Source organism: Arthrobacter sp. P1_H7 (assembly GCF_056405215.1).
The window spans coordinates 74,529-92,840 of the sequence record NZ_JBFUCO010000010.1 but is presented as its reverse complement, the minus strand read 5'-3'; the positions used below and the strand labels follow the sequence as shown (position 1 = coordinate 92,840).

General features: G+C 69.0%; 16 protein-coding genes. 4 read left to right on the top strand and 12 right to left on the bottom strand.

The window, feature by feature from the left end:
- Nucleotides 1-62: 62 nt before the first annotated feature.
- Nucleotides 63-971, bottom strand: a complete 909-nt coding sequence (gene pucL / locus AC1DXI_RS11335; protein ID WP_476938698.1) for a factor-independent urate hydroxylase — start codon at nt 969-971, stop codon at nt 63-65.
- A 503-nt stretch (nt 972-1,474) separates the two neighbouring features.
- Between pucL and AC1DXI_RS11330 the strand changes: the two genes are divergently transcribed.
- From AC1DXI_RS11330 to AC1DXI_RS11315, 4 genes are read left to right on the top strand one after another with little or no spacing between them, the layout of a single operon-like run.
- Complete coding sequence (locus AC1DXI_RS11330) at nt 1,475-1,969, top strand: nucleoside deaminase (protein WP_476938697.1); 495 nt, start codon at nt 1,475-1,477, stop codon at nt 1,967-1,969.
- A gap of 30 nt (nt 1,970-1,999) precedes the next feature.
- The gene (locus tag AC1DXI_RS11325) at nt 2,000-2,995 is read left to right on the top strand and encodes an FAD binding domain-containing protein (protein ID WP_476938696.1); all 996 of its coding nucleotides are present in this window, start codon (nt 2,000-2,002) and stop codon (nt 2,993-2,995) included.
- Between the two features lie 2 nt (nt 2,996-2,997).
- Entirely contained in the window at nt 2,998-5,892 is a 2,895-nt protein-coding gene (locus tag AC1DXI_RS11320) for a molybdopterin-dependent oxidoreductase (protein ID WP_476938695.1), read from the top strand.
- Nucleotides 5,893-6,537, top strand: coding sequence for a uracil-DNA glycosylase (locus AC1DXI_RS11315; RefSeq protein WP_476938694.1), 645 nt, complete (start codon nt 5,893-5,895; stop codon nt 6,535-6,537).
- 73 nt (nt 6,538-6,610) lie between these two features.
- Here AC1DXI_RS11315 and nboR read toward each other — a convergent pair whose 3' ends face one another.
- From nboR to AC1DXI_RS11260, 11 genes are all read right to left on the bottom strand, one after another.
- Entirely contained in the window at nt 6,611-7,219 is a 609-nt protein-coding gene (gene nboR / locus AC1DXI_RS11310; RefSeq protein WP_476938693.1) for a nicotine blue oxidoreductase, read from the bottom strand.
- A 6-nt stretch (nt 7,220-7,225) separates the two neighbouring features.
- A complete protein-coding gene (uraH, locus tag AC1DXI_RS11305) occupies nt 7,226-7,579 on the bottom strand; it encodes a hydroxyisourate hydrolase (protein WP_476938692.1) in 354 nt (117 codons plus the stop codon).
- Nucleotides 7,576-8,073 carry a 2-oxo-4-hydroxy-4-carboxy-5-ureidoimidazoline decarboxylase gene (uraD, locus tag AC1DXI_RS11300; protein WP_476938691.1) on the bottom strand — a complete coding sequence of 166 codons (498 nt, stop codon included), beginning with the start codon at nt 8,071-8,073 and terminating at the stop codon, nt 7,576-7,578. The genes uraH and uraD overlap by 4 nt, the downstream gene beginning before the upstream one ends.
- A gap of 28 nt (nt 8,074-8,101) precedes the next feature.
- A complete protein-coding gene (locus AC1DXI_RS11295; protein ID WP_476938690.1) occupies nt 8,102-8,938 on the bottom strand; it encodes an alpha/beta fold hydrolase in 837 nt (278 codons plus the stop codon).
- Between the two features lie 84 nt (nt 8,939-9,022).
- Nucleotides 9,023-10,150 (bottom strand): hypothetical protein, encoded by a 1,128-nt coding sequence (locus tag AC1DXI_RS11290; RefSeq protein WP_476938689.1) that lies wholly within the window; start codon nt 10,148-10,150, stop codon nt 9,023-9,025.
- Between the two features lie 4 nt (nt 10,151-10,154).
- Nucleotides 10,155-11,285, bottom strand: a complete 1,131-nt coding sequence (locus AC1DXI_RS11285) for a phosphotransferase (protein ID WP_476938688.1) — start codon at nt 11,283-11,285, stop codon at nt 10,155-10,157.
- Nucleotides 11,282-12,601 (bottom strand): phosphotransferase family protein, encoded by a 1,320-nt coding sequence (locus AC1DXI_RS11280; RefSeq protein WP_476938687.1) that lies wholly within the window; start codon nt 12,599-12,601, stop codon nt 11,282-11,284. The genes AC1DXI_RS11285 and AC1DXI_RS11280 overlap by 4 nt, the downstream gene beginning before the upstream one ends.
- On the bottom strand, nt 12,598-14,319 hold the full coding sequence (locus AC1DXI_RS11275; protein ID WP_476938686.1) for an ABC transporter ATP-binding protein: 1,722 nt from the start codon (nt 14,317-14,319) through the stop codon (nt 12,598-12,600). The genes AC1DXI_RS11280 and AC1DXI_RS11275 overlap by 4 nt, the downstream gene beginning before the upstream one ends.
- Nucleotides 14,320-14,480: 161 nt before the next feature.
- A complete protein-coding gene (locus AC1DXI_RS11270; RefSeq protein WP_476938685.1) occupies nt 14,481-15,656 on the bottom strand; it encodes a glycosyltransferase in 1,176 nt (391 codons plus the stop codon).
- Entirely contained in the window at nt 15,653-16,873 is a 1,221-nt protein-coding gene (locus tag AC1DXI_RS11265; RefSeq protein ID WP_476938684.1) for a glycosyltransferase, read from the bottom strand. Before AC1DXI_RS11265 ends, AC1DXI_RS11270 begins: the two co-directional genes overlap by 4 nt.
- Complete coding sequence (locus AC1DXI_RS11260) at nt 16,860-18,128, bottom strand: glycosyltransferase family protein (RefSeq protein ID WP_476938838.1); 1,269 nt, start codon at nt 18,126-18,128, stop codon at nt 16,860-16,862. The genes AC1DXI_RS11265 and AC1DXI_RS11260 overlap by 14 nt, the downstream gene beginning before the upstream one ends.
- Nucleotides 18,129-18,312: the final 184 nt, after the last annotated feature.

Here is an 18,312-nt window from a genome sequence, read left to right as displayed (position 1 = left end):
CTTTGGCCGCTCACACTACTCCTAGGCACCGCCGGCGGCGGAGGTCCCGGCGGTGCGTGGCGTTAGCAGAAGCCGGCGATCCCGTGCCAGGCGATGTCGGCGGGGCTGGTGTCTTGACGCTGGACCGTGGCCTCGATCAGGCCGTAGGGGCGGTCGGCGGCAAAGAAGACCTCGTTGGGGTTGTCGAGGCCGAAGGGCGCGAGGTCAACGAGGAAGTGGTGCTTGTTGGGCATGGAGAATTTGATCTCGTCGATCTCGGGGTGCGCTGCCAGGACCTTGGCCCCCATGTCGAAGAGGGTCTGCTGCAGGGCGTGGGAGTACTTTTCGCTGAAAGCCTCCAGCAGCAGGGCCTTGACGTCCTCGTAGCTTTTGTTGAAGTCGAACGCGCCAAAGTCGGTGCCGGTCCTGAACCGCCAGCGGGCCGAGACGTCCGTGGCGAGGATGCGGTCGGCCGTTTCCTGGAGGGTGGTGTACTTGTCCCGCGGGAAGCCGCTGAACCCGGACTGGGTCGTCTTCAGCACGGTGAGGTCCTTCAGCCCGGCGATGAGGTGCTCGGTACTGCCGTCGCGGACAAGGACCGCGGTGCGGACCTCCTGGCCGTTGCGGACGAAGGAGTGGTGGTGCCCGGACCCGTGGGCCTGGATCCGGTCCCACTTGTAGGCCTCGGCCGCCCAGCGGCCGCCGGTGACCCAGTCGAAGTTCGAGGTGAAGTGCTTGCCGAGCCGGAGCAGGAAGGCTTCCGGGGAGCCGATGCCGTCCCGGGCGAAGGCGTAGATCGTGTTCTTTTGGGTGTCTGTGGCCACCACGTGGCTGTTGTCGCCGTCGAGGTGGGCCGCCGCGAAGTCGCCGCGCAGCTGCGAGGTGACGTTCAGGTCTTCGATCTCATGGCGGCGGGTATCCCTGGTGATCTTAACGACCCGGACTTCGGCTTTTCCGTACTGGTTTTGGCCGAGGACGATCTTGTTGCTCATGGTCTGATTCCCAACTTCAGGTATGCGGCACCACAGTCCCGCATAGAAATTAAGCGCCGTTTCCCGCGCGTTTCTTGTTCCGTCCGTCCACAAAAAAGAGCCGACATCAGTTGATGCCAGCTCATTACGACCCTGCCTGCTGCTCCCAGGTTACGTGGCCTGGCCACGACTTCCGGGCCACGAAGTGGGACCAAGCGTAGCCGGACCCCGGCTTGGTGTACATCACTTTTCGAAAAATCGAGGGTGGCCGGGATGGCCCGGGGTTGGCGTGAAGACCCGGAAATGGAGATTTCACATCACGAAAATGAGGCATCCACCCAATAGGGCGCGCCGTGCGGAAGCCCCGGTGCTACTCTCAATCTTGCCAACGGCGGGCAGCCCGGACCCGGGAAGCTATCTACCAGGCGCAACCTTCAAGGCACATGCTGAAGACAGTCACCGTCGCATCCGGCCCTCGCGCTCCCGCTACGGTGTACCGGCTTCCGCAGGCAGGGAGTGGCAGCATGACGACAACCGATACGGCCCAGAAGTTCCTGGCGAGATCCATCGAGTTGGCCATGGCCAACGTCCTGAACGGCGGCGGGCCGTTCGGCGCCGTGGTGGTCACGGCGGACGGGCAGGCGTTCGAAGGCGCCAACCGCGTCACCGCCGCCAACGATCCCACGGCCCACGCCGAGGTCACGGCCATCCGGCGGGCCTGCAGCGAACTTGGCACCTTCGAGCTCGGCGGAGCCACACTCTACTGCAGCTGCGAGCCGTGCCCCATGTGCCTGGCGTCCGCGCTGTGGGCGCGGGTGTCACGCGTGGTGTTCGCCGCGGACAGGCACGATGCCGCGTCCGCGGGGTTCGATGACGCCGTCTTCTACGAATACTTCGAAAACGATCAGCGCGGCGCGCTCATGCCGGTGGGCAGGCTGGAACTGACCGGCCCGCAAGCCCCCGCAGCCCTGGATCCCTTCACCGCCTGGAACTCGCTCGAGTCCCGGACCGAGTATTAGCGCCGGCACGTTGCAACCCCAGGAGGCCCCATGGACCTGAACACCGTCGAGGCCGTGGTCCGCACCGCGGATCCGGCGCAGTGGCGCGAGGGCGACGCCTGGCTCGCGGGGGGCACTGTGCTTTTCTCCTCCGGGAGCCCCGACGCCGGACCGGAACCGCCCCGGCGTCTCCTGGACCTCGGCTCCACGGACTGGACACCCCTGGCCGTCTCGGCGGCCGGCATCGAGCTGGCGGCAACCTGCACCATCGCGCAACTGTCTGCGTTCCCTGAGTCGGTCCCCGGCCGGGAACTGGCCGGGGACTGGCCCGGCGTGGCGCTCATCCGCCCCTGCTGCGAGTCCTTTGTGGCCTCCTTCAAGGTCTGGACCATGTCCACGGTGGGCGGCAACCTGTGCACCTCCCTGCCGGCCGGGCCCATGATCTCGCTCTGCGCGGCCCTCGACGGCACGGCCACCATTTTGGGCCCCGGCGGTGCCCGCCGCACGCTCCCCGTGCTGGAGTTCGTCACGGGCGACGGAACGAACTGCCTCGCTCCCGGCGAGCTCCTTCGCAGTGTGAGCCTGCCGGCGGCGGCACTGTCCTCCCGGGTTGCCTTCCGCCGGCTGTCGCTGAGCAACCTGGGCAGGTCCGCGGTGCTGCTGATCGGAAGGCTCGACGCCGACGGCGCCCTGGTCCTGACCGTCACCGCAGCCACCAAACGCCCGGTGCAGCTGCACCTCTTGCCCTCCGCGGCGGCGCTCGCCGACTCCCTCACTGATCCTCTCTCCGAGGCCTTGGATGCCGCGATCCCCGATGAGCTGTACCACGACGACGTCCACGGGCTGCCCGCCTGGCGCAAGGACATGACGTACCGGTTGGCCCATGAAATCAGGGCCGAACTCACCGCGCCGGCAGGCCGCGGTCCGCTGCGCGTCTCCGGTGACTTCTGGCCGCCGCGGGCCCATTCCACGCGGACGGAGCCCCCGCGGACAGAGCCGCCGCGGACAGAGTCCCGGGGCGCCGGGTCCCGGACGGAAGGGGCCTGAACATGACCATCGAGTTCCACAGCAGAATCGAGATCAACGGCGTCCCGGCGCAGGCCGAACCCCGTCCCGGCCAGTGCCTGCGCACGTTCCTTCGCGAGCAGGGGAACCTGAGCGTGAAGAAGGGCTGCGACGCCGGCGATTGCGGCGCCTGCACGGTACACGTGGACGGGGTCCCGGTGCACAGCTGCATATATCCCGCCGTCCGCGCGGAAGGCCGCGCGGTCACCACGGTGGAAGGATTGGCTGCCGCCAGCGCCTCCGGCGGAGCTGATGACCCCGACGGCGCCGCGCTCCATCCGATGCAGCAGCAGTTCCTGGACCGGCAGGGCTTCCAGTGCGGTTTTTGCACGGCCGGCATGGTGATGACGGCCGCGACGTTCGATGACGGGCAGAAGGCGGACCTGCCGCGGAACCTCAAGGGCAACCTGTGCCGGTGCACCGGGTACACGGCCATCGAGGACGCCGTCTGCGGGACGGGGAACCACCCGACCACCTCCCACCCGGTCACCTCCGCCCCGGCCGCCTCCGGCCCGGCCACCTCATCCGAGGGGCCCGGCCGGCCGGAGCCGCGCCCCGGACAACTGGGCGACGACGTTCCCGCGCCGGCCGGCCTCGCCATCGTCACTGGGCGGGCCCGCTACACCCTGGACGTCCCGGCCGAAGAGCTGCCCGGGCTGCTGCACGTGAAGCTGCTTCGCTCCCCGCATGCCCACGCCCGGATCCGCTCCATCGACGCAGCAGCCGCGCTGGCGATTCCCGGCGTCGCGGCGGTCCTCACCCATGAGGACTCCCCGGCGCAGTTGTTTTCGACCGCGCAGCATGAGCTCTACACAGATGACCCGGACGATACCCGTGTGTTCGACGACGTGATGCGCTTCATCGGCCAGCGGGTCGCCGCCGTCGTCGCCGGGACGGTGGCCGCGGCGGAGGCAGGCGTGCGCGCCCTGAAAGTCGACTACGACGTGCTGGACGCCGTCTTCACCCCGGAGAACGCCATGCTCCCCGGCGCCCCCGCCCTTCATGGGGACAAGGACGCGACCACGGCCCGGATCAGCCGGCCGGAGCGGAACGTCGTGGCGGAACTGCATTCCGAGCTCGGCGACGTGTCGGCCGGTTTCGCCGCGGCGGACTTCATCCACGAACACACCTACCGGACCCAACGGGTGCAGCACATGGCACTCGAAACCCATGCCTCCATCGCCTCCTTCGGCAGTGACGGGCGGCTGCTGATCCGTACCTCCAACCAGGTCCCGTTCCTGGTGCGGCGGACCCTGGGCCGGGTATTCGGCCTGCCGGAAGAGCAGATCCGGGTGGTGGCCGGACGGGTGGGCGGGGGTTTTGGCGGCAAGCAGGAGGTGCTCACCGAGGACGTCGTGGCGCTGGCCGCCCTGAAGCTGAACCGCCCCGTGCAGCTTGAATTCACCCGGACCGAACAGTTCACCGCCGCCACCACCAAGCATCCCTTCACCATCCATCTCAAGGCCGGCGCCAGCCGCGACGGCCGGCTGACCGCACTCCAGCTGGAGGTGCTCACCAACACGGGTGCCTACGGCAACCACGCCACCGGGGTCATGTTCCACGGCTGCGGCGAGTCGCTGGCGGTGTACAAGTGCGCCAACAAGAAAGTGGACGCCCACGCCGTGTACACCAACACCGTGCCGTCCGGCGCCTTCCGCGGCTACGGGCTCAGCCAGATGATCTTCGCGATCGAATCCGGCATCGACGAGCTCGCGGCGGGGATCGGCATGGACCCCCTGGAGTTCCGCCGCCGGAACATGGTCCGGGAAGGCGACGACATGCTGTCCATTAGCGACGAGCCCCAAGAGGACGTCCGCTACGGCAGCTACGGCCTGGACCAGTGCACGAAGCTGGTGGAGGATGCCCTGGCCCGTGGACGGGAACGCTTCCGCGCGGCCGGCCCCGACAGCTTGGGCCCGGATTGGGTGGTCGGGGAGGGGACTGCCCTGTCCATGATCGACACCGTTCCGCCACGCGGCCACTTTGCCCACTCCAGGCTCCGGCTCCTGCCCGACGGGACCTACGCCGCCGACGTCGGGACGGCAGAATTCGGCAACGGCACCACCACCGTCCACGCGCAGCTCGCGGCCACCGCGCTGTCCACCTCCGCCGCCCGAGTCACCGTCCGGCAGTCCGACACCGACCTGGTGGACCACGATTCCGGTGCGTTCGGATCTGCCGGCACCGTGGTGGCCGGCAAAGCGACGCTGGCCGCCGCAGAGGACCTCGCCCTCCGCATCCGCGTCTTCGCCGCCGGCCTCCGCCGCGTGCCGCCCTCGGGCTGCGTGCTGGACGGGGACGCCGTGGTCTGCGAGGGAACCCGGGTGCCCCTGGCGGAAATTTACGATGCCGCGGAGCAGGCCGGCGTCGGGCTCGCCGCCGAGGGGCGTTGGGCCGGGACGCCGCGTTCGGTGGCGTTCAATGTCCAGGGCTTCCGGGTGGCCGTGAACACCGGGACAGGGGAGCTGCGGATCCTGCAGAGCGTGCAGGCGGCCGACGCCGGCGTGGTGGTCAATCCGCGCCAGTGCCGCGGCCAGATCGAAGGCGGGATCGCGCAGGCCCTCGGCTCTGCGCTCTACGAAGAGATCAAAGTGGACGACGCCGGCCGCGTCACCACCGACGTCCTGCGGCAGTACCACGTCCCCTCCTTCGCCGACGTGCCGCGCAGCGAGGTGTACTTCGCCGACACCAGCGACAAGCTGGGCCCGCTGGGCGCGAAGTCCATGAGCGAGAGCCCGTTCAATCCGGTGGCGCCGGCGCTCGCGAACGCCATCCGGAACGCCACCGGCGTGAGGTTCTCCCAGCTGCCAATCTCCCGGGACAAGATCTACCTGGGCCTGAAGGAAGCAGGGCTGGTCCCCTCCATAGGAGCGCCCTGAATGGCCGATCCCGCGATCCGGGCCTTCGTGGACAGGCTGGCGTCCGTGCAGACCGGGCCGGACAGCCAGAACTTTTTTGATTTTGCCGCTGCCGGCAATGCCCTGCGCCGCCGGAACCTTGAGCTCTATCTGCAGGAAATGCTGGACCGGCGCCCGGACGTGCTGCTGCTGGGCGAAGCGCCGGGATTCCGGGGCATGAGGATCACCGGAGTTCCCTTCACAAACCGCACCATGTTCGAAGGCCCCGCCAACGAGTTTGGCCTGTTTGGGCCGGGGAAGGGGTACGCGCTGCCGACAGACTCCGAAGGCATAGCCGCGGAACCGACGGCCACGGTGATGTGGCAGGTCCTGGCCGAGCTGGAGTTCCTGCCCCTGCTGTGGAGCGCCTACCCGTGGCACACCCACGTGCCCGGGCGGCCGCTGTCCAACCGCACGCCAAGGGCTTCCGAGGCTGCACTGGGAACTCCGTTTTGGCAGGCGCTGATGGAGGCGTTTTCCATCGAAACCGTGGTGGCCGTGGGCAATGTGGCGCACCACAGCCTGCTGCGCGGCGGCCTGGACGTACCGAAGATCAGGCACCCGGCCCATGGCGGCCGGTCCGGTTTCAAGCGTGGCCTGCAGGAGCTGTTGGCACACTCGCGCTAAAACCAACCAACGCGGGGTCAGATACGGCCCATTGGAGAGCCCCTAATGGGCCGTATCTGACCCCGCGTTGGTTTTAGCCGAGAAGGTGCAGCTGTTCGGGGGAGTCGAGGTCCTCGCCGCCGGAGAGGTCGCTGCAGTCCACCAAATCGATCAGGTCCGGGTGGGCGCGCAGGAAGACTCGCGCTCCGGCGTCGCCCGTTGCTGTCTCCGCGGTTTCCGCGCGGAGTCCGGCATCGAGCAGCAGCGGGTGTCCGCGCTGCAGCGTCCCCTCCGCATCGCGGTAGGCGGCCGCCGTCACCCGGCCGGGCCGGTGGGCTGCCAGCAGCCGTGCAACAGTCTCGGTGGTCAGCCCGGGCTGGTCCACCAGCGCGATGAGCACATGGTCCGCCTGGGGCGCCGCGGCAACGCCCGCCCGGAACGAACTGCCCATCCCGGTGCCCCAGTCCGGGTTCTCGATGACCCGGTGCCGGCTGAGGTCGGTGCCGGCGCGGACCGTTGCCGCGTCCGCGCCGAGTACCGTGACCACTTCCCGGCAGCCGCCCGCGAGCAGCACGTCCGCGAGCACTTCAACCAGCGTGCGGCCATGGAAGGGGAGCAGCGCCTTGGGCCCGAGCCCCAGCCGCGTCCCGGCGCCGGCGGCCAGCAGCACCGCCGTCGTGCCCGGTGCTCCGCTATTGCCCATGTGCCGCTAGCTGCCGCGGTAGGTGGAGTAGGCGAAGGGGCTGAGCAGCAGGGGGACGTGGTAGTGGGGCTGCGATTGGGACACAGCGAAAACCAGGGTGACTTCGGGGAAGAAGGTCTCGGTTCCGGCGGCGGCGTAATAGGCTCCGGTGTCGAAGCCCAGCCGGTACGTTCCCGAGCCCAGGCTGTCGGGACCAAGCGACGTGACGCGCCCGTCCTCGTCCGTGGCCCCCGCCGCGACCCTGACCCAGCGGCCGCCGTCGAGCCTGTCCAGGGTGACGGCGACGCCCGCGGCGGGCTTGCCGGAGCCCGTGTCCAGGACGTGCGTGGTGATGTGGGAATTGACGAGCGAATTTTTCATGCGCGGATCAGTCCTTCGAGTCGGAGCACCGCGATTTCGCGCAACTGCTGGCCGATGACTGCTAGTTCCTCTTCGGGCGTATGGGCGAGCCTGGCGGTGAGGGCGGACAGGATTTCCTCCCGGCTGCGGCCGGCCGCGCGGATCAGGAAGACCTGGCCGAATTTATCTTCATAACTGCGGTTCCCCTGGGCAATGGCTGCCGCGACGGCCGGATCCGGGGTGCCGAGAGCCGCCTGCTCCGACTGCGAGAGCCGGGCTTCCGTGCTGTTTCCTGCGGCCCGTTCGCCGATCCGGGGATGGTGGGCCAGGGCGGCCTCCACCTCCGCGGCGGTGAAGGGCTCCGCCGCGCGGCGGGCGGCGTCGAGGAGGCGTCCGGTGCTGCCGAAGGGCCGGGAATCGACGAGCTCCTCAATCCACCGGCCAATGTCCAGGCAGGGGCGCAGGGCGGCCGCGGCCTCCGGACGCCCGGCAGCGTTAAAGTCTTCCAGCAGCATGTGCCAGATCCTCGATGCCAATTCCCGGCTAGCTCGCCAGGAACCGCAGCAGGACCTCGTTGACCTCCGCGGCGTGGGTCCACAGCATGCCGTGCGGGGCGCCGTCGATCTCCACGTACTCGGCACTCGGCAGTGCCTCGGCGAACTGGCGTCCGGCGACGTCGATCGGCAGGATGTTGTCCGCCGTGCCGTGCACGATGAGGGCCGGGACATCGATTTTGGGGATGTCGGCACGGAAGTCCGTGAGCCAGGTCGGCTGCGCTGCCGACGACGCCGTGGGCCCGCCCCCGGTGGCGAGGTTCCAGCCCGCGTTCATGACCTCCTGGCTGAGCCGCGGTGTGCCCAGGAAAGTGTCGCTGTTGTAGAAGTTCTTGAAGAATTCCGTGAAGAAGGCGTACCGGTCCGCGGTCACAGCCTCCATCAGCCCGTCGAACACCGACTGCGGGACACCGCCGGGGTTGTCCTCGGCCTGCAGCACGTACGGCTCCAGCGAGGCCAGGAACACGGCCTTGGCCACCCGGGCAGAACCGTAGGTTCCGAGGTAGCGGCCCACTTCGCCGGTGCCCATGGAGAAGCCCACCAGCACGGCGTCGTTCAGGTCGAGGGTGGTCAGGATGGTGTTCAGGTCCGCCGCGAAGGTGTCGTAGTCGTAGCCGTCGGTGGGCTTGCTGGACTGTCCGAAGCCGCGCCGGTCGTAGGTGATCACACGGTAGCCCGCGCCGAGCAGCGCCGCGGTCTGCTTTTCCCAGGACGTGCCGTCCAGCGGGTAGCCATGGATCAGGACCACGGCCTGGCCGGATCCGTGGTCCTCGTAGTAGAGCTCGACGTCTGTGCTGTTTTCGGTTCCAACCTTGATGTAAGCCATGCCAGCGGTCCTCCCGGTTCGGCGCAGTTCGCGGTGGTGCAGTGCTCGGCAGAGCAGGGCGCTGCGGTTCTCTATGGTCTGCAGTCAGTACGTGGGCTCCACTTTAGCGGCCGGAACCACCGCCGCCAGGGCCTCTTCAGCATTCGGAATGAGGAAATCTTCCGCCAGGTCCGCCCACTGGGGCCGGAAGGAATACAGGCAGCCGAGCCTCAGGCGGGTCGCGGCGGCGTAGGCGTCGAAGCGCGCAGGGGTGACCTGCAGCTCTTCGGCCGTGGCGAGAACGTGGCGGCGGGCGGTTTGGTACCGTTCGGCGGTCAGGCGGTGCTGGTGCAGGCGCAGCTGAAGGTGCACGGCGATGTTGGCGAGGTCGGCGGCGGCCTCGGCGCGGCAGGCTTCGTCGAAGTCCAGCAGACCCAGGGGAGCGCCGGGATCCAGGGTGAAGATCTGCTTGTCGTGAAGATCCCCGTGGGACCACACCAGCGGATCCGGATCGGCCCGGAGCAGCTTTTGGGCGGCCTGCCCTGCGGCCCCGCGGACGGTGGCGCGCTCAGGCTGCGCCGCCGGAATGTCCCCGGCATGCACCAGCCACAGATTCACCGTGCGTTGCAGTCTCGCCAGTTCGACGGCGGCCGTCCGCGGCGGGAGCGCCTCGAGCGCGGGGCGCTGCGCCGGAGCCCGGGCCAGGGAATGGTCCCGGACCCAGGCCCGGGACCATCCTTGCCAGACTTTGTCGAAGAGCACATCGCTGACCGCGGGGTCGTTTCCCAGCGCGAACAGGGAGCGGCCGGGCAACGTCATGAGGGTGAGGCAGCCCGGGGTGGAGGAAACAATTTCCGGTGTGAGGAAGTCTCCGGCGCCGAGGAGCTCGTTCATCCGGGCGTGCCTGCCCACTGCTTCGTCGGACTGCCGGACCCGGAAGATCTTGAGGTAGTGCTCCCCGGTACTGACCACGGCACGCTTGTGGGCCCGGTGCACCACCACCTCGCCCAGCGGCGACGCATGCCTCAGGGCGGGGAGACGCCGGTCGCGGCCGTCCCGCAGGAGCTCCAACTGCCCCGCCCGGAGGTGGGCCGCCCGGATCCCTGCCCGGCCGGGCGCCGCCAACTCCAGGACGTAGTCCTCTGCGGCGTCGTCGGGCCAGGACCGGATGACTGTCCATTCGGTGTTGTCCGCGTCCAGGACGGTGGCCGGGACGGGCGGGTGCCAGCCCATTGGATCAGCTCCGGGATCCGATGGACAGGCCGGCGGTCAATGTGGTGGATCCGAAGGCCCGGCGATGCTCTAACCGTTCCTCAAGAACGTGGGTCGCCAGCGTTGAGCCCGAAGGAAGCGAAGAACAGGCCAGCCGCAGCCAGCGTGCGTCCGAGTAGGCGCCGATCCGATCCGGGCTGACCTGCAATTGCTCGGCGACGGCCAGCACCTCCGTGTGGGCCTTAAGATATCGCGCCGGCGTCAGGTTATTGCGCAGCAGGCGCCGCTCGAGATGGAAATCCAGATAGGCGAGGTCGCGGGCGGCCTCGGCCTGGGAAGCATCGTCGAAGTCCAGCAATCCGAAGGGGGACCGGCCGTCGCCGGCGATGATCTGCCGGTCGTGCAGGTCTCCGTGGGCCCAGACCAGCGGGTCCGGTGCCGTCCGGAGCAGGTCCGTCGTCACCTGCTCTGCCATGGCGATCAAGAAATCGCGTTGGGTGGACAGCACCGGAACATTCGCCGTGTGGCGCAGCCATCGTTTCAGCCACCGGGCCACAGCCTTCGCTTCCACTTCCGGTGAGCGGACCGGCAGGGTCTCCAGAACGGTCTTATTGCTGGCGTCCGACGCCGTGCCCAGCTGGGCGAGCCACGCGCGGGACCACTCTTCCCATACGCCGGCAAACTCCTTTTCGCCGATCGTGACGTAGTCCTCGCCGATTTCGCCCAGCGTCGGTCCGGAGAGGGCGCTAAGAACGAGGGTGTCCGGGGAGCTCTGAAGCACTTTGGGCGCCGTGAAGGCACCGGCGTCCAGCAGGCGGTCCATCTGAGCGCACCGTTCGGCGGGGACGGCGGCGCTGCCTGGCCGGAAGACCTTGATGTAGCAGCCCTCCGCCCGGATGACCGCCCGCGTGTAGGGCCAGTGGGAAATGATTTCCCCGCGCTGTCTTTCCGTCCGAAGGGCCGGCAGTTGCGGATCGTCCTCCGGCAGGAGCTCAAAGTGGCCCTGGCTCAGATGGGCTCCCCGGGCGCCGGGCCGTCCCGCAGTCACGACCTCCAGCAGATATTCTCCGGGTTCTCTGTCGGGCCACGCCTTGCGGACGCGCCACGCGGTGCCGGCGTCGTCGGTGTAATTCCACAGCGGCGGGTGCCAGTTCACGCGATCAGCTCCAAGGCTCGGCGGATATGCCAGTTCGTGTCGGCCGGCCAGTCATTGGCCCGGTTCCGGAACGGGTCGACGCTGTTCAGGAACAACCGGAAGGCCGCCCAGCTATCCACCCTGGCCTGCGTCACGTGTCCGCCGGCCTCGCGGTAACCGTCGATCAGCAGGGCCGTCTTGCGTCCGCCGGCGMCGGGCCCGGCGCCGGCGGGGTCTGCGATGTCCTCCACCGCGGCAAAGGACCCAAGGTCCCTCGCCGGGTCGGAGGTCGTCACGCGGTCGAAATCGATGATGCGGATGACCGGGCCGTCCACCAGCACCTGGTCCGCCGAAAAGTCACCATGGACCAGCACAGGCTGCTGCCTTTGGGGGCCGGCGGCGCCGACAGCTGCCAGGAGCCGGCCGGTGAGTGCGTCCACCGGAGCCCCGAGCCCGGGGAGCAGGCAGGTGATCATGGACCGCGTGGCGGCGAGCTGGCGTGCCAGGTCCTCCCTGTCCGTCATCGGGTCCGCCCCGGCGCCCGCGTCCATTCTATGGAGCGCCGCCAGGGCTTGGCCGGCCCGGTAGGCGGCCGGATCGTTGTCGCCGCCGCCCAGGTCTCCCTGGCCCCAGCCCGGGGAGGCACTGATGCCGTGAGCGGCGCATTCCGGGTCCGCGAGTTCGGGCAGGACCGGGATGCCGTGGCTCTGAAGCCGCTGCCGCAGACGGAGTCCTGCGGCAGCTTCGTCAGCTTGGACGGCGGTCTTGACGACGACGGGGACCGTCTCCGTGGGGACCCTGGCAACGAGCCGGCGCTCCGGGTTGTATCTGAGCACGCTGACCGGGGGGTCCAGGAAGCGCCCTGCCGCGGGGAGCGCCCCGAGCCGTCGGAGTCCGTGGTCCCGGAGCCACCGCAGGTTGGGGCGCAACGGCCAGTCCTCCTCGATGGGACCGGCCGCCACGGCGACGTCGGGGTGGAGATGATCGGGCTGGATAAGCCGGATGCCGCCGCCGCGCTGTTGCGAACTGTCCGCCCGCCGTTGCAGTTTCCCGGCGTGCTCGGGGGCGGTGGTCGATGCCCAGCCGTAGCTGCCGGCGCCGTTGCCGGCCCGGCGGAAGACGACGAGGACCGAGCTGTGCGGCTTGTAGCGGGTCCTGGTGATCCGGACGCTTTCGCCCAGGAGCTCGGAGAGCAGCTCGTCGTCGAGGACCCAGTTCAGGCCCGGGATTCGGGGGTCCCGGGCCGCGAGGGCACGGTCGGCTTCGCGCCGCTGCGGCTGCAGCCCTTGTCCCTGCAGCCGTTCTCCCTGCAGCCATCCCTGCGGGGCGGTGCTCATGTCGGCACCTTGAACAGTTCACCCGGTTCGCCGGTCTGCTGCCGATGGACCCAGCCGGCGAAGCGGGAGTCGGGATCGGCCAGCAATGTCTGCGGCGGCCCGTCTTCGAGGATTTCGCCGTCTTCGAGCCAGATCACCCGGTCGCAGGTTTGGGCCGAGATGACGTCGTGGGTAATCGTGACGGAGGTCCGGCCCTCGGTGAGTGTGTCCAGGGCGCTGAGGACCGAGTCCCGGGATGCCGGATCCAGCCCCGCCGTCGCCTCGTCCAGGATCACGATTGGGGCCTTGCGGAGCATCGCGCGGGCGACGGCCAGCCGTTGGCGCTGGCCCCCGGAAAGATCGTTGGCCGCCTCGCCGAGGACGGTTTCGTATCCCTGGGGCAGTGCGCGGATGAAACCGTCGGCCTGGGCAAGGGCCGCCACGGCTTCGATCTCCTCATCGGTGGCATCGAGGCGGCCAAACCTGATGTTCTCCCGGACGGAGGTGCCGAACAGCACGGAGTCCTGGAGCAGGATGGAGACGTGGGCGCGCACGGAAGCGATCTTCAGGCCCCGCAGGTCCTCGCCGCCGAGGCTGACACTCCCCTTCCAAGGGTCCACCATCCGAAGGATCATGCTCGCCAGCGTGGACTTCCCGGCCCCGGAGGGCCCCAGCACGGCGCAGTGCTGACCCGCCGGTATGGTCAGGGTGATTCCCCTGAGCACCGCGGTTCCGTCGAAGTGGCCGGCCCAGACGTCATCAAACACAATGTCCGGGTGCGGGTTCTTGAGGGCGACGGCGTGTGGTGACTCGGGCACGTCACTCTGGGCCTCGAGCAGGTCCGCAACCCGTTCCCCGGAGGCCGTCGCGCGGGCGATGCGGCTGGTGTACCTGGCCACGTCCTTGAGTGGCCTTAGCCCGGTTTTCAGATAAAACAGGAAAACGACCAGATCACCCGGGGTCATCGCATGCTGCATCACCCTCCAGCCGCCGGCAGCCAGGACCACCGCCGTCGCGAGTCCCGTCAGGACGTCGGTTTTCCGTTGCAGGCTGGCGGCCAGCCGCAGCGTGACCACCCCGGAGCCAAGTGCCGCCTGATTGCTCTTGCTGAAGCCCGAGCTGATGGTGTCTTCGAGTCCATACGCCTGGACTTCGCGCATGGCTCCCAGCGTCTGCGCGGCGGTGGTGGCCAGGGCGCTTTCGCCCTTGCGTGACTTGCGGGCCGCGGTAGTAATCGATCCCGAGCTCTTGCGGGAAAACACGATGAATATCCCGATGGACACGAACGTCACCAGGGCGATCAAAGGGTCGAGCCAGAGCATGATGAACATCATGGCGATCAGCGACACGATATTGCCGATAAGGGGGAGCCCGGCCGTGACGGCTACTTCCTGCAGCCGGGACACGTCCCCGACGAGCCGCTGGACCGTGTCGCCGGTGGAGGCGCGGCTGTGGTGGCGCATTGACAGGCCCTGGAGGTGGCGGAAGGTACGGGCCCGCAATTCGGAGGAAATCTGGGTACCCACGAGGGCAAACGAAATCGCGGACATGTAGCCGGCCACGGCCCGGACGAGGCTGATGACGAGCACCGCGCCGGCGCACAGGAGCAGCACCTCCGCGCTCGCCTCCACACTGAACGGGGTCTTGCGCATAGTGGCGCCGAGTGAGTGTGAGACGGAGTCGATGACGATCTTCACTGGCCACGGCTCAAGAAGCCGGAAGAGGATTTCCGTGGCCATGGCGATGAATCCCCAAGTGATGAGCAGCCTGTGCCCGCGCAAATGCGGGCGGATACACCGCAGGGTCCGCCGCAACGGTGAGGGATCAGCCGGTGCGTTGGCGCGGGTCCTTCGCCACAGGGTCCGCCAGCTGCGGGGGCTCGAATGCCTGGCCGTGGTGGTCATTGCCTGGCCAGTCTGCGCGCAGGCGGCAGCGCCCCGGTGATCCGGGACAGCACCCCGCTCCAGCTGAACCGCTGCACGGCGTCGTTACGGGCCTCGAGCCCCAGCTTTTCCCGCAAATTCGGGTTTTCGCCGAGCCGGAGGAGGGCGTCCGCGAGCGCGGCGGGGTCCCCGGGCGGGACGAGGAGCCCGGTGCGGCCGTCCTGGATGATGGACGGGATCTGGCCCACGGCGCTCGCGATCACGGGCAACCCGGCGGCCATGTACTCAAAAACCTTCAGCGGCGAGAAGTAATCGTCCTGGCCAGGTCCGTCCGGGGGATAGGGTGCGGCGGCGGCGTCGAATTCTGCCAGGAGGCCTGGCACCGCAGCCGGAGCAACGGCGCCCGTGAACACCGTCGGCACGCCGAGGGACTCGGCGAGGCGCTCGAGGTCCTGACGGCCGGGGCCGTCACCCACCACGTGGAGCTGCCAGCGCAGGGCCGGGTCGGCGGTCTGCTGATTGGCCAGCGCCACACCGTGCAGCAGGCCGGGGACACCGTGCCAGGGTTTCAAGGTTCCGACGAACCCGACGGTGAGATGGTCCGGGTTCCGGCGGCCGGGGCGGCGGGCCGGGATCCGCTCGACGTTCACTCCGTTCGGTGCCAGCACGGTCCGCGCGGTCGGCACCCGCGCCCGTACCCAGCGCACCACGGGATCCGAGACGCAGGCCACGACGTCGGCCGTCGCGGCGTTGCGGCGGAACACCGTCTCAGCCTTCTTCACATCGAGCAGCTGGCGGTACCGCTGCTGCTCCTCGATCAGCGGAGCATTGACCTCAAGCACGGACGGCACGTCCAGGATGCGGGCCACCACGGACAGTGCCGGGCTGAACAGCGAATAGCGCTCGTAGAACAGCCCGCAGCCGTTGCGCAGGACCTCGTCCGCCAGGCCCAGCGCGGCGTCCTGGACCGCCCGTTCCCGCGCGGCGGCGGGGACGGATTCCGGCTTGACTTCGACGACGTCGAGATCGGCAAGGTCGCTGGGCCGCTCGGTGCCGAGCAGGGTGCAGTAGACGGTGACGGCGGCGCCGGTACCGCGCCACGCCCGGACGATTTCCTGGACATGGACGGAGGAGCCCTTGGTGCCGAAGACGGGAACGCCGGGGTCGGCGCAGAGGTAGGCTACGCGTGTCATGCGACTCTCCTTTCCGAACGGGAGAGGGACCTCAGGAGCTCGGCCTGGCGGTGGACGTCGTAGTCCTCCTCGATCAGGGCGCGGGCGTTGCGGGACATGGCGACCCTGTCCGTGGCCGGGGAGCCGAGCGTGCAGATGCCGCGGGCCAGGGCGTGCGGGTTGCCCGGCCGGACCAGGACACCGGTGGAGCCGTTCCGGACCACTTCGGGGATCCCGGTCACGGACGTGCTGACGCAGGGGACGCCGGTGGCCATGGCCTCGAGCAGGACTGTGGGCATGCCGTCCGCGTTGCCGTCGGCGCCGACCACGCAGGGCGCCACGAAGACATCGGAGGAGTGGAGCAGCTCGTGCACCTGGTCCTGGGTCTGCGGGCCGAGGAGGCGGACGTGCCCGCCGAGCCGGAGCTGGCCGATGCTGGCCTCCAGTTCCTCGGCCATGAGCCCGGTCCCGGCGATCCGGAGGTCAAGCTTGACCCCCTGGTCCAGCAGTTCGGCGGCCGCTGGCAGCAGATACTGGAAGCCTTTTTTCTCCACCAGGCGCCCGACGGCGGCGATCCGCAAGGTGGCTCCGAGCGGCCGCGGCTCCCGGTACGGGAAACGCTCCAGTTCCAGCCCGTTGCGCACCAGATGGAGCCGGGCCGTCGAGGACGGGAAGCGGCGGCGCAGGTAGCGCATGTTGTACTGGCTGATGGTTACGGCGTGGTGGGCCTGCTCGAGCTTGAGCCGCAGGTCCTCGTCCTGGACCGATTCATGGAAGATATCCACCGCGTGCGCGGTGAACGAGAACGGGATGCCGGTGATGAGGGACGTCAGCCGGGCCACGGTGGTTGATCCCGAGGCGAAGTGGACGTGCATGTGCCGGATGTTCCGGTCCTGCAGCACGGTGGCCAGGTTGATGGCCTGCACGGCGTCGTCCGCCGTGGCGGCGGCGAGTTCGCCCAGATTCCGGCCGACGGCGGCCGTGAGCCCGGCCGCGTCGGCCATCCGGAGGCTCTCCCATAGGGCCACAGTCTTGATGGGGCGGTCAATGTACGTCACCGGTGCCTGGACCCGGGCGAGCTCGGGGTGGAACCGGGGGTCGTCGGTGGGCCGGAGGGAGAAGATCTCGATCCGGTCCCCGGCCGCCTCGCGGGCCAGGATCTCCGAAACGATGAACGTTTCGGAGAACCGCGGGTACGTCTTCAGGACGTACGCTGTCCCGGGTTCAAACGGCGACACGGCTGGCACCCTTCACGCTCGCAGCGGCATCGCTTTCGTCCGCGCTGAATTGATCGGCGGCCAGATCGGCACTGACCTGATTGGCCCGGTCTGATTTCGCCAGTTCGGCACTGAGCAGCGGCTGCAGCAGCTCGGCGGCCAGTTGCGGAACCCGGATCAGGCCGTCCAGCACCGCACGACGGCGGTCCACGGTGGTGCCGAACCGGGCGGCCAGCCAGGCGGCCAGGATTTCCGGCGTCAGCGTGCCAATCTCGTGTTGTTCCAGGTACCCGGCCGCGGCGAGGGAAGCCGCCCGGATCCGCTGCTCGGCGCGCGACTGCGTGCGGGGCACGATCAGGGCGGGGACGGGCGTGCTCATGATTTCGCACACTGTGTTGTAGCCGCCCATGGCCACGACGGCGGCGGCGTGCCGGAGGTGGAACACGATGTCATCGACGGTGGAGACTACTTTCACGCCGGGGCGGGCCCGCTGGCGGAGGTCGTTGAGCTGTTCGGCGGGCATCTGCGGCCCGGCGACCACGAGGTGTCCCAGCCCGTCCGGGACCGGCGTGGCGACGGCGACGCGGGCAAGCGCGTAGCCGTCCGAGCCGCCGCCGACCGTCGTCATGCAGTACCGCCCGGGCATGCAGCTGGTGCCGGAGGCCGMGGGGCGCCCCTCGGCGAGGTAGCCCGTGTACCGGATGAGCTTTCGGAGGGCGAACGGTATTTCGCCGGCGGCCACGGGATCGTGGACGGCGGGATCGCCGTACACCCAGATGGCATCGAACAGGTCCTTCACCACGCGGGGACCGCCCACCCTGGCCCATTCGGCAAGGGCCGCGGCGGGCGAGTCGAGGACCTCGCGGAGGCCCAGCACCACACGCACGGGCCCGGCGGTGCGGGCGTGCCGCAAGGCTGTTTCGAGTTCGCCGTGGACGCCCGTGGCATGCCGGTCCACCACCACGAGGTGCGGGGAGAAGCCGGCCAGCGTTGCCTGCAGCAGCCTGGCCCGCAATGGCACGAGCTCCCCCATGGGCAAGGTCAGGTTCCGCGGCAGGTAGCCGGCGGAACCCTTCGCCACACCGGGAAGAAGCACCCAGTCCCACCGCTCGGGCAACCGGAACGCCGGTGCGAGCGCCGTGCCGGTGATGAGGATTCCGGTGACGGGGCGGCCGATGAGGCCGGGAAGCTGATTGTTCAGCGCGTGGGCCAGCGCTAGATTCCGACGCACATGTCCCAGGCCCACTGAATCATGTGAGTACAGCACGATCCGCATTGGCTCCACGGCAAATCCTCCCCCGCCCCCGGTGCCCCCGGGCCTGGCTGCGATCGCAACTGTGTCCGGGCCGGTGCTGTCTGATGGTATGCATCAGCCTGCGCCCCGAGAGTGAGGATGGGATGAGGGGAAGATTAAGGATTCCTCATCAAAGGCCCCGCATTTGCGGCCCCGCGCTTAGGCA

Excerpts from the sequence above, each read along its gene's own strand:
- pucL (WP_476938698.1), bottom strand. The coding sequence starts at position 971 with ATGAGCAACAAGATCGTCCTCGGCCAAAACCAGTACGGAAAAGCCGAA.
- AC1DXI_RS11330 (WP_476938697.1), top strand. The coding sequence starts at position 1,475 with ATGACGACAACCGATACGGCCCAGAAGTTCCTGGCGAGATCCATCGAG.
- AC1DXI_RS11325 (WP_476938696.1), top strand. The coding sequence starts at position 2,000 with ATGGACCTGAACACCGTCGAGGCCGTGGTCCGCACCGCGGATCCGGCG.
- AC1DXI_RS11320 (WP_476938695.1), top strand. The coding sequence starts at position 2,998 with ATGACCATCGAGTTCCACAGCAGAATCGAGATCAACGGCGTCCCGGCG.
- AC1DXI_RS11315 (WP_476938694.1), top strand. The coding sequence starts at position 5,893 with ATGGCCGATCCCGCGATCCGGGCCTTCGTGGACAGGCTGGCGTCCGTG.
- nboR (WP_476938693.1), bottom strand. The coding sequence starts at position 7,219 with ATGGGCAATAGCGGAGCACCGGGCACGACGGCGGTGCTGCTGGCCGCC.
- uraH (WP_476938692.1), bottom strand. The coding sequence starts at position 7,579 with ATGAAAAATTCGCTCGTCAATTCCCACATCACCACGCACGTCCTGGAC.
- uraD (WP_476938691.1), bottom strand. The coding sequence starts at position 8,073 with ATGCTGCTGGAAGACTTTAACGCTGCCGGGCGTCCGGAGGCCGCGGCC.
- AC1DXI_RS11295 (WP_476938690.1), bottom strand. The coding sequence starts at position 8,938 with ATGGCTTACATCAAGGTTGGAACCGAAAACAGCACAGACGTCGAGCTC.
- AC1DXI_RS11290 (WP_476938689.1), bottom strand. The coding sequence starts at position 10,150 with ATGGGCTGGCACCCGCCCGTCCCGGCCACCGTCCTGGACGCGGACAAC.
- AC1DXI_RS11275 (WP_476938686.1), bottom strand. The coding sequence starts at position 14,319 with ATGGCCACGGAAATCCTCTTCCGGCTTCTTGAGCCGTGGCCAGTGAAG.
- AC1DXI_RS11270 (WP_476938685.1), bottom strand. The coding sequence starts at position 15,656 with ATGACACGCGTAGCCTACCTCTGCGCCGACCCCGGCGTTCCCGTCTTC.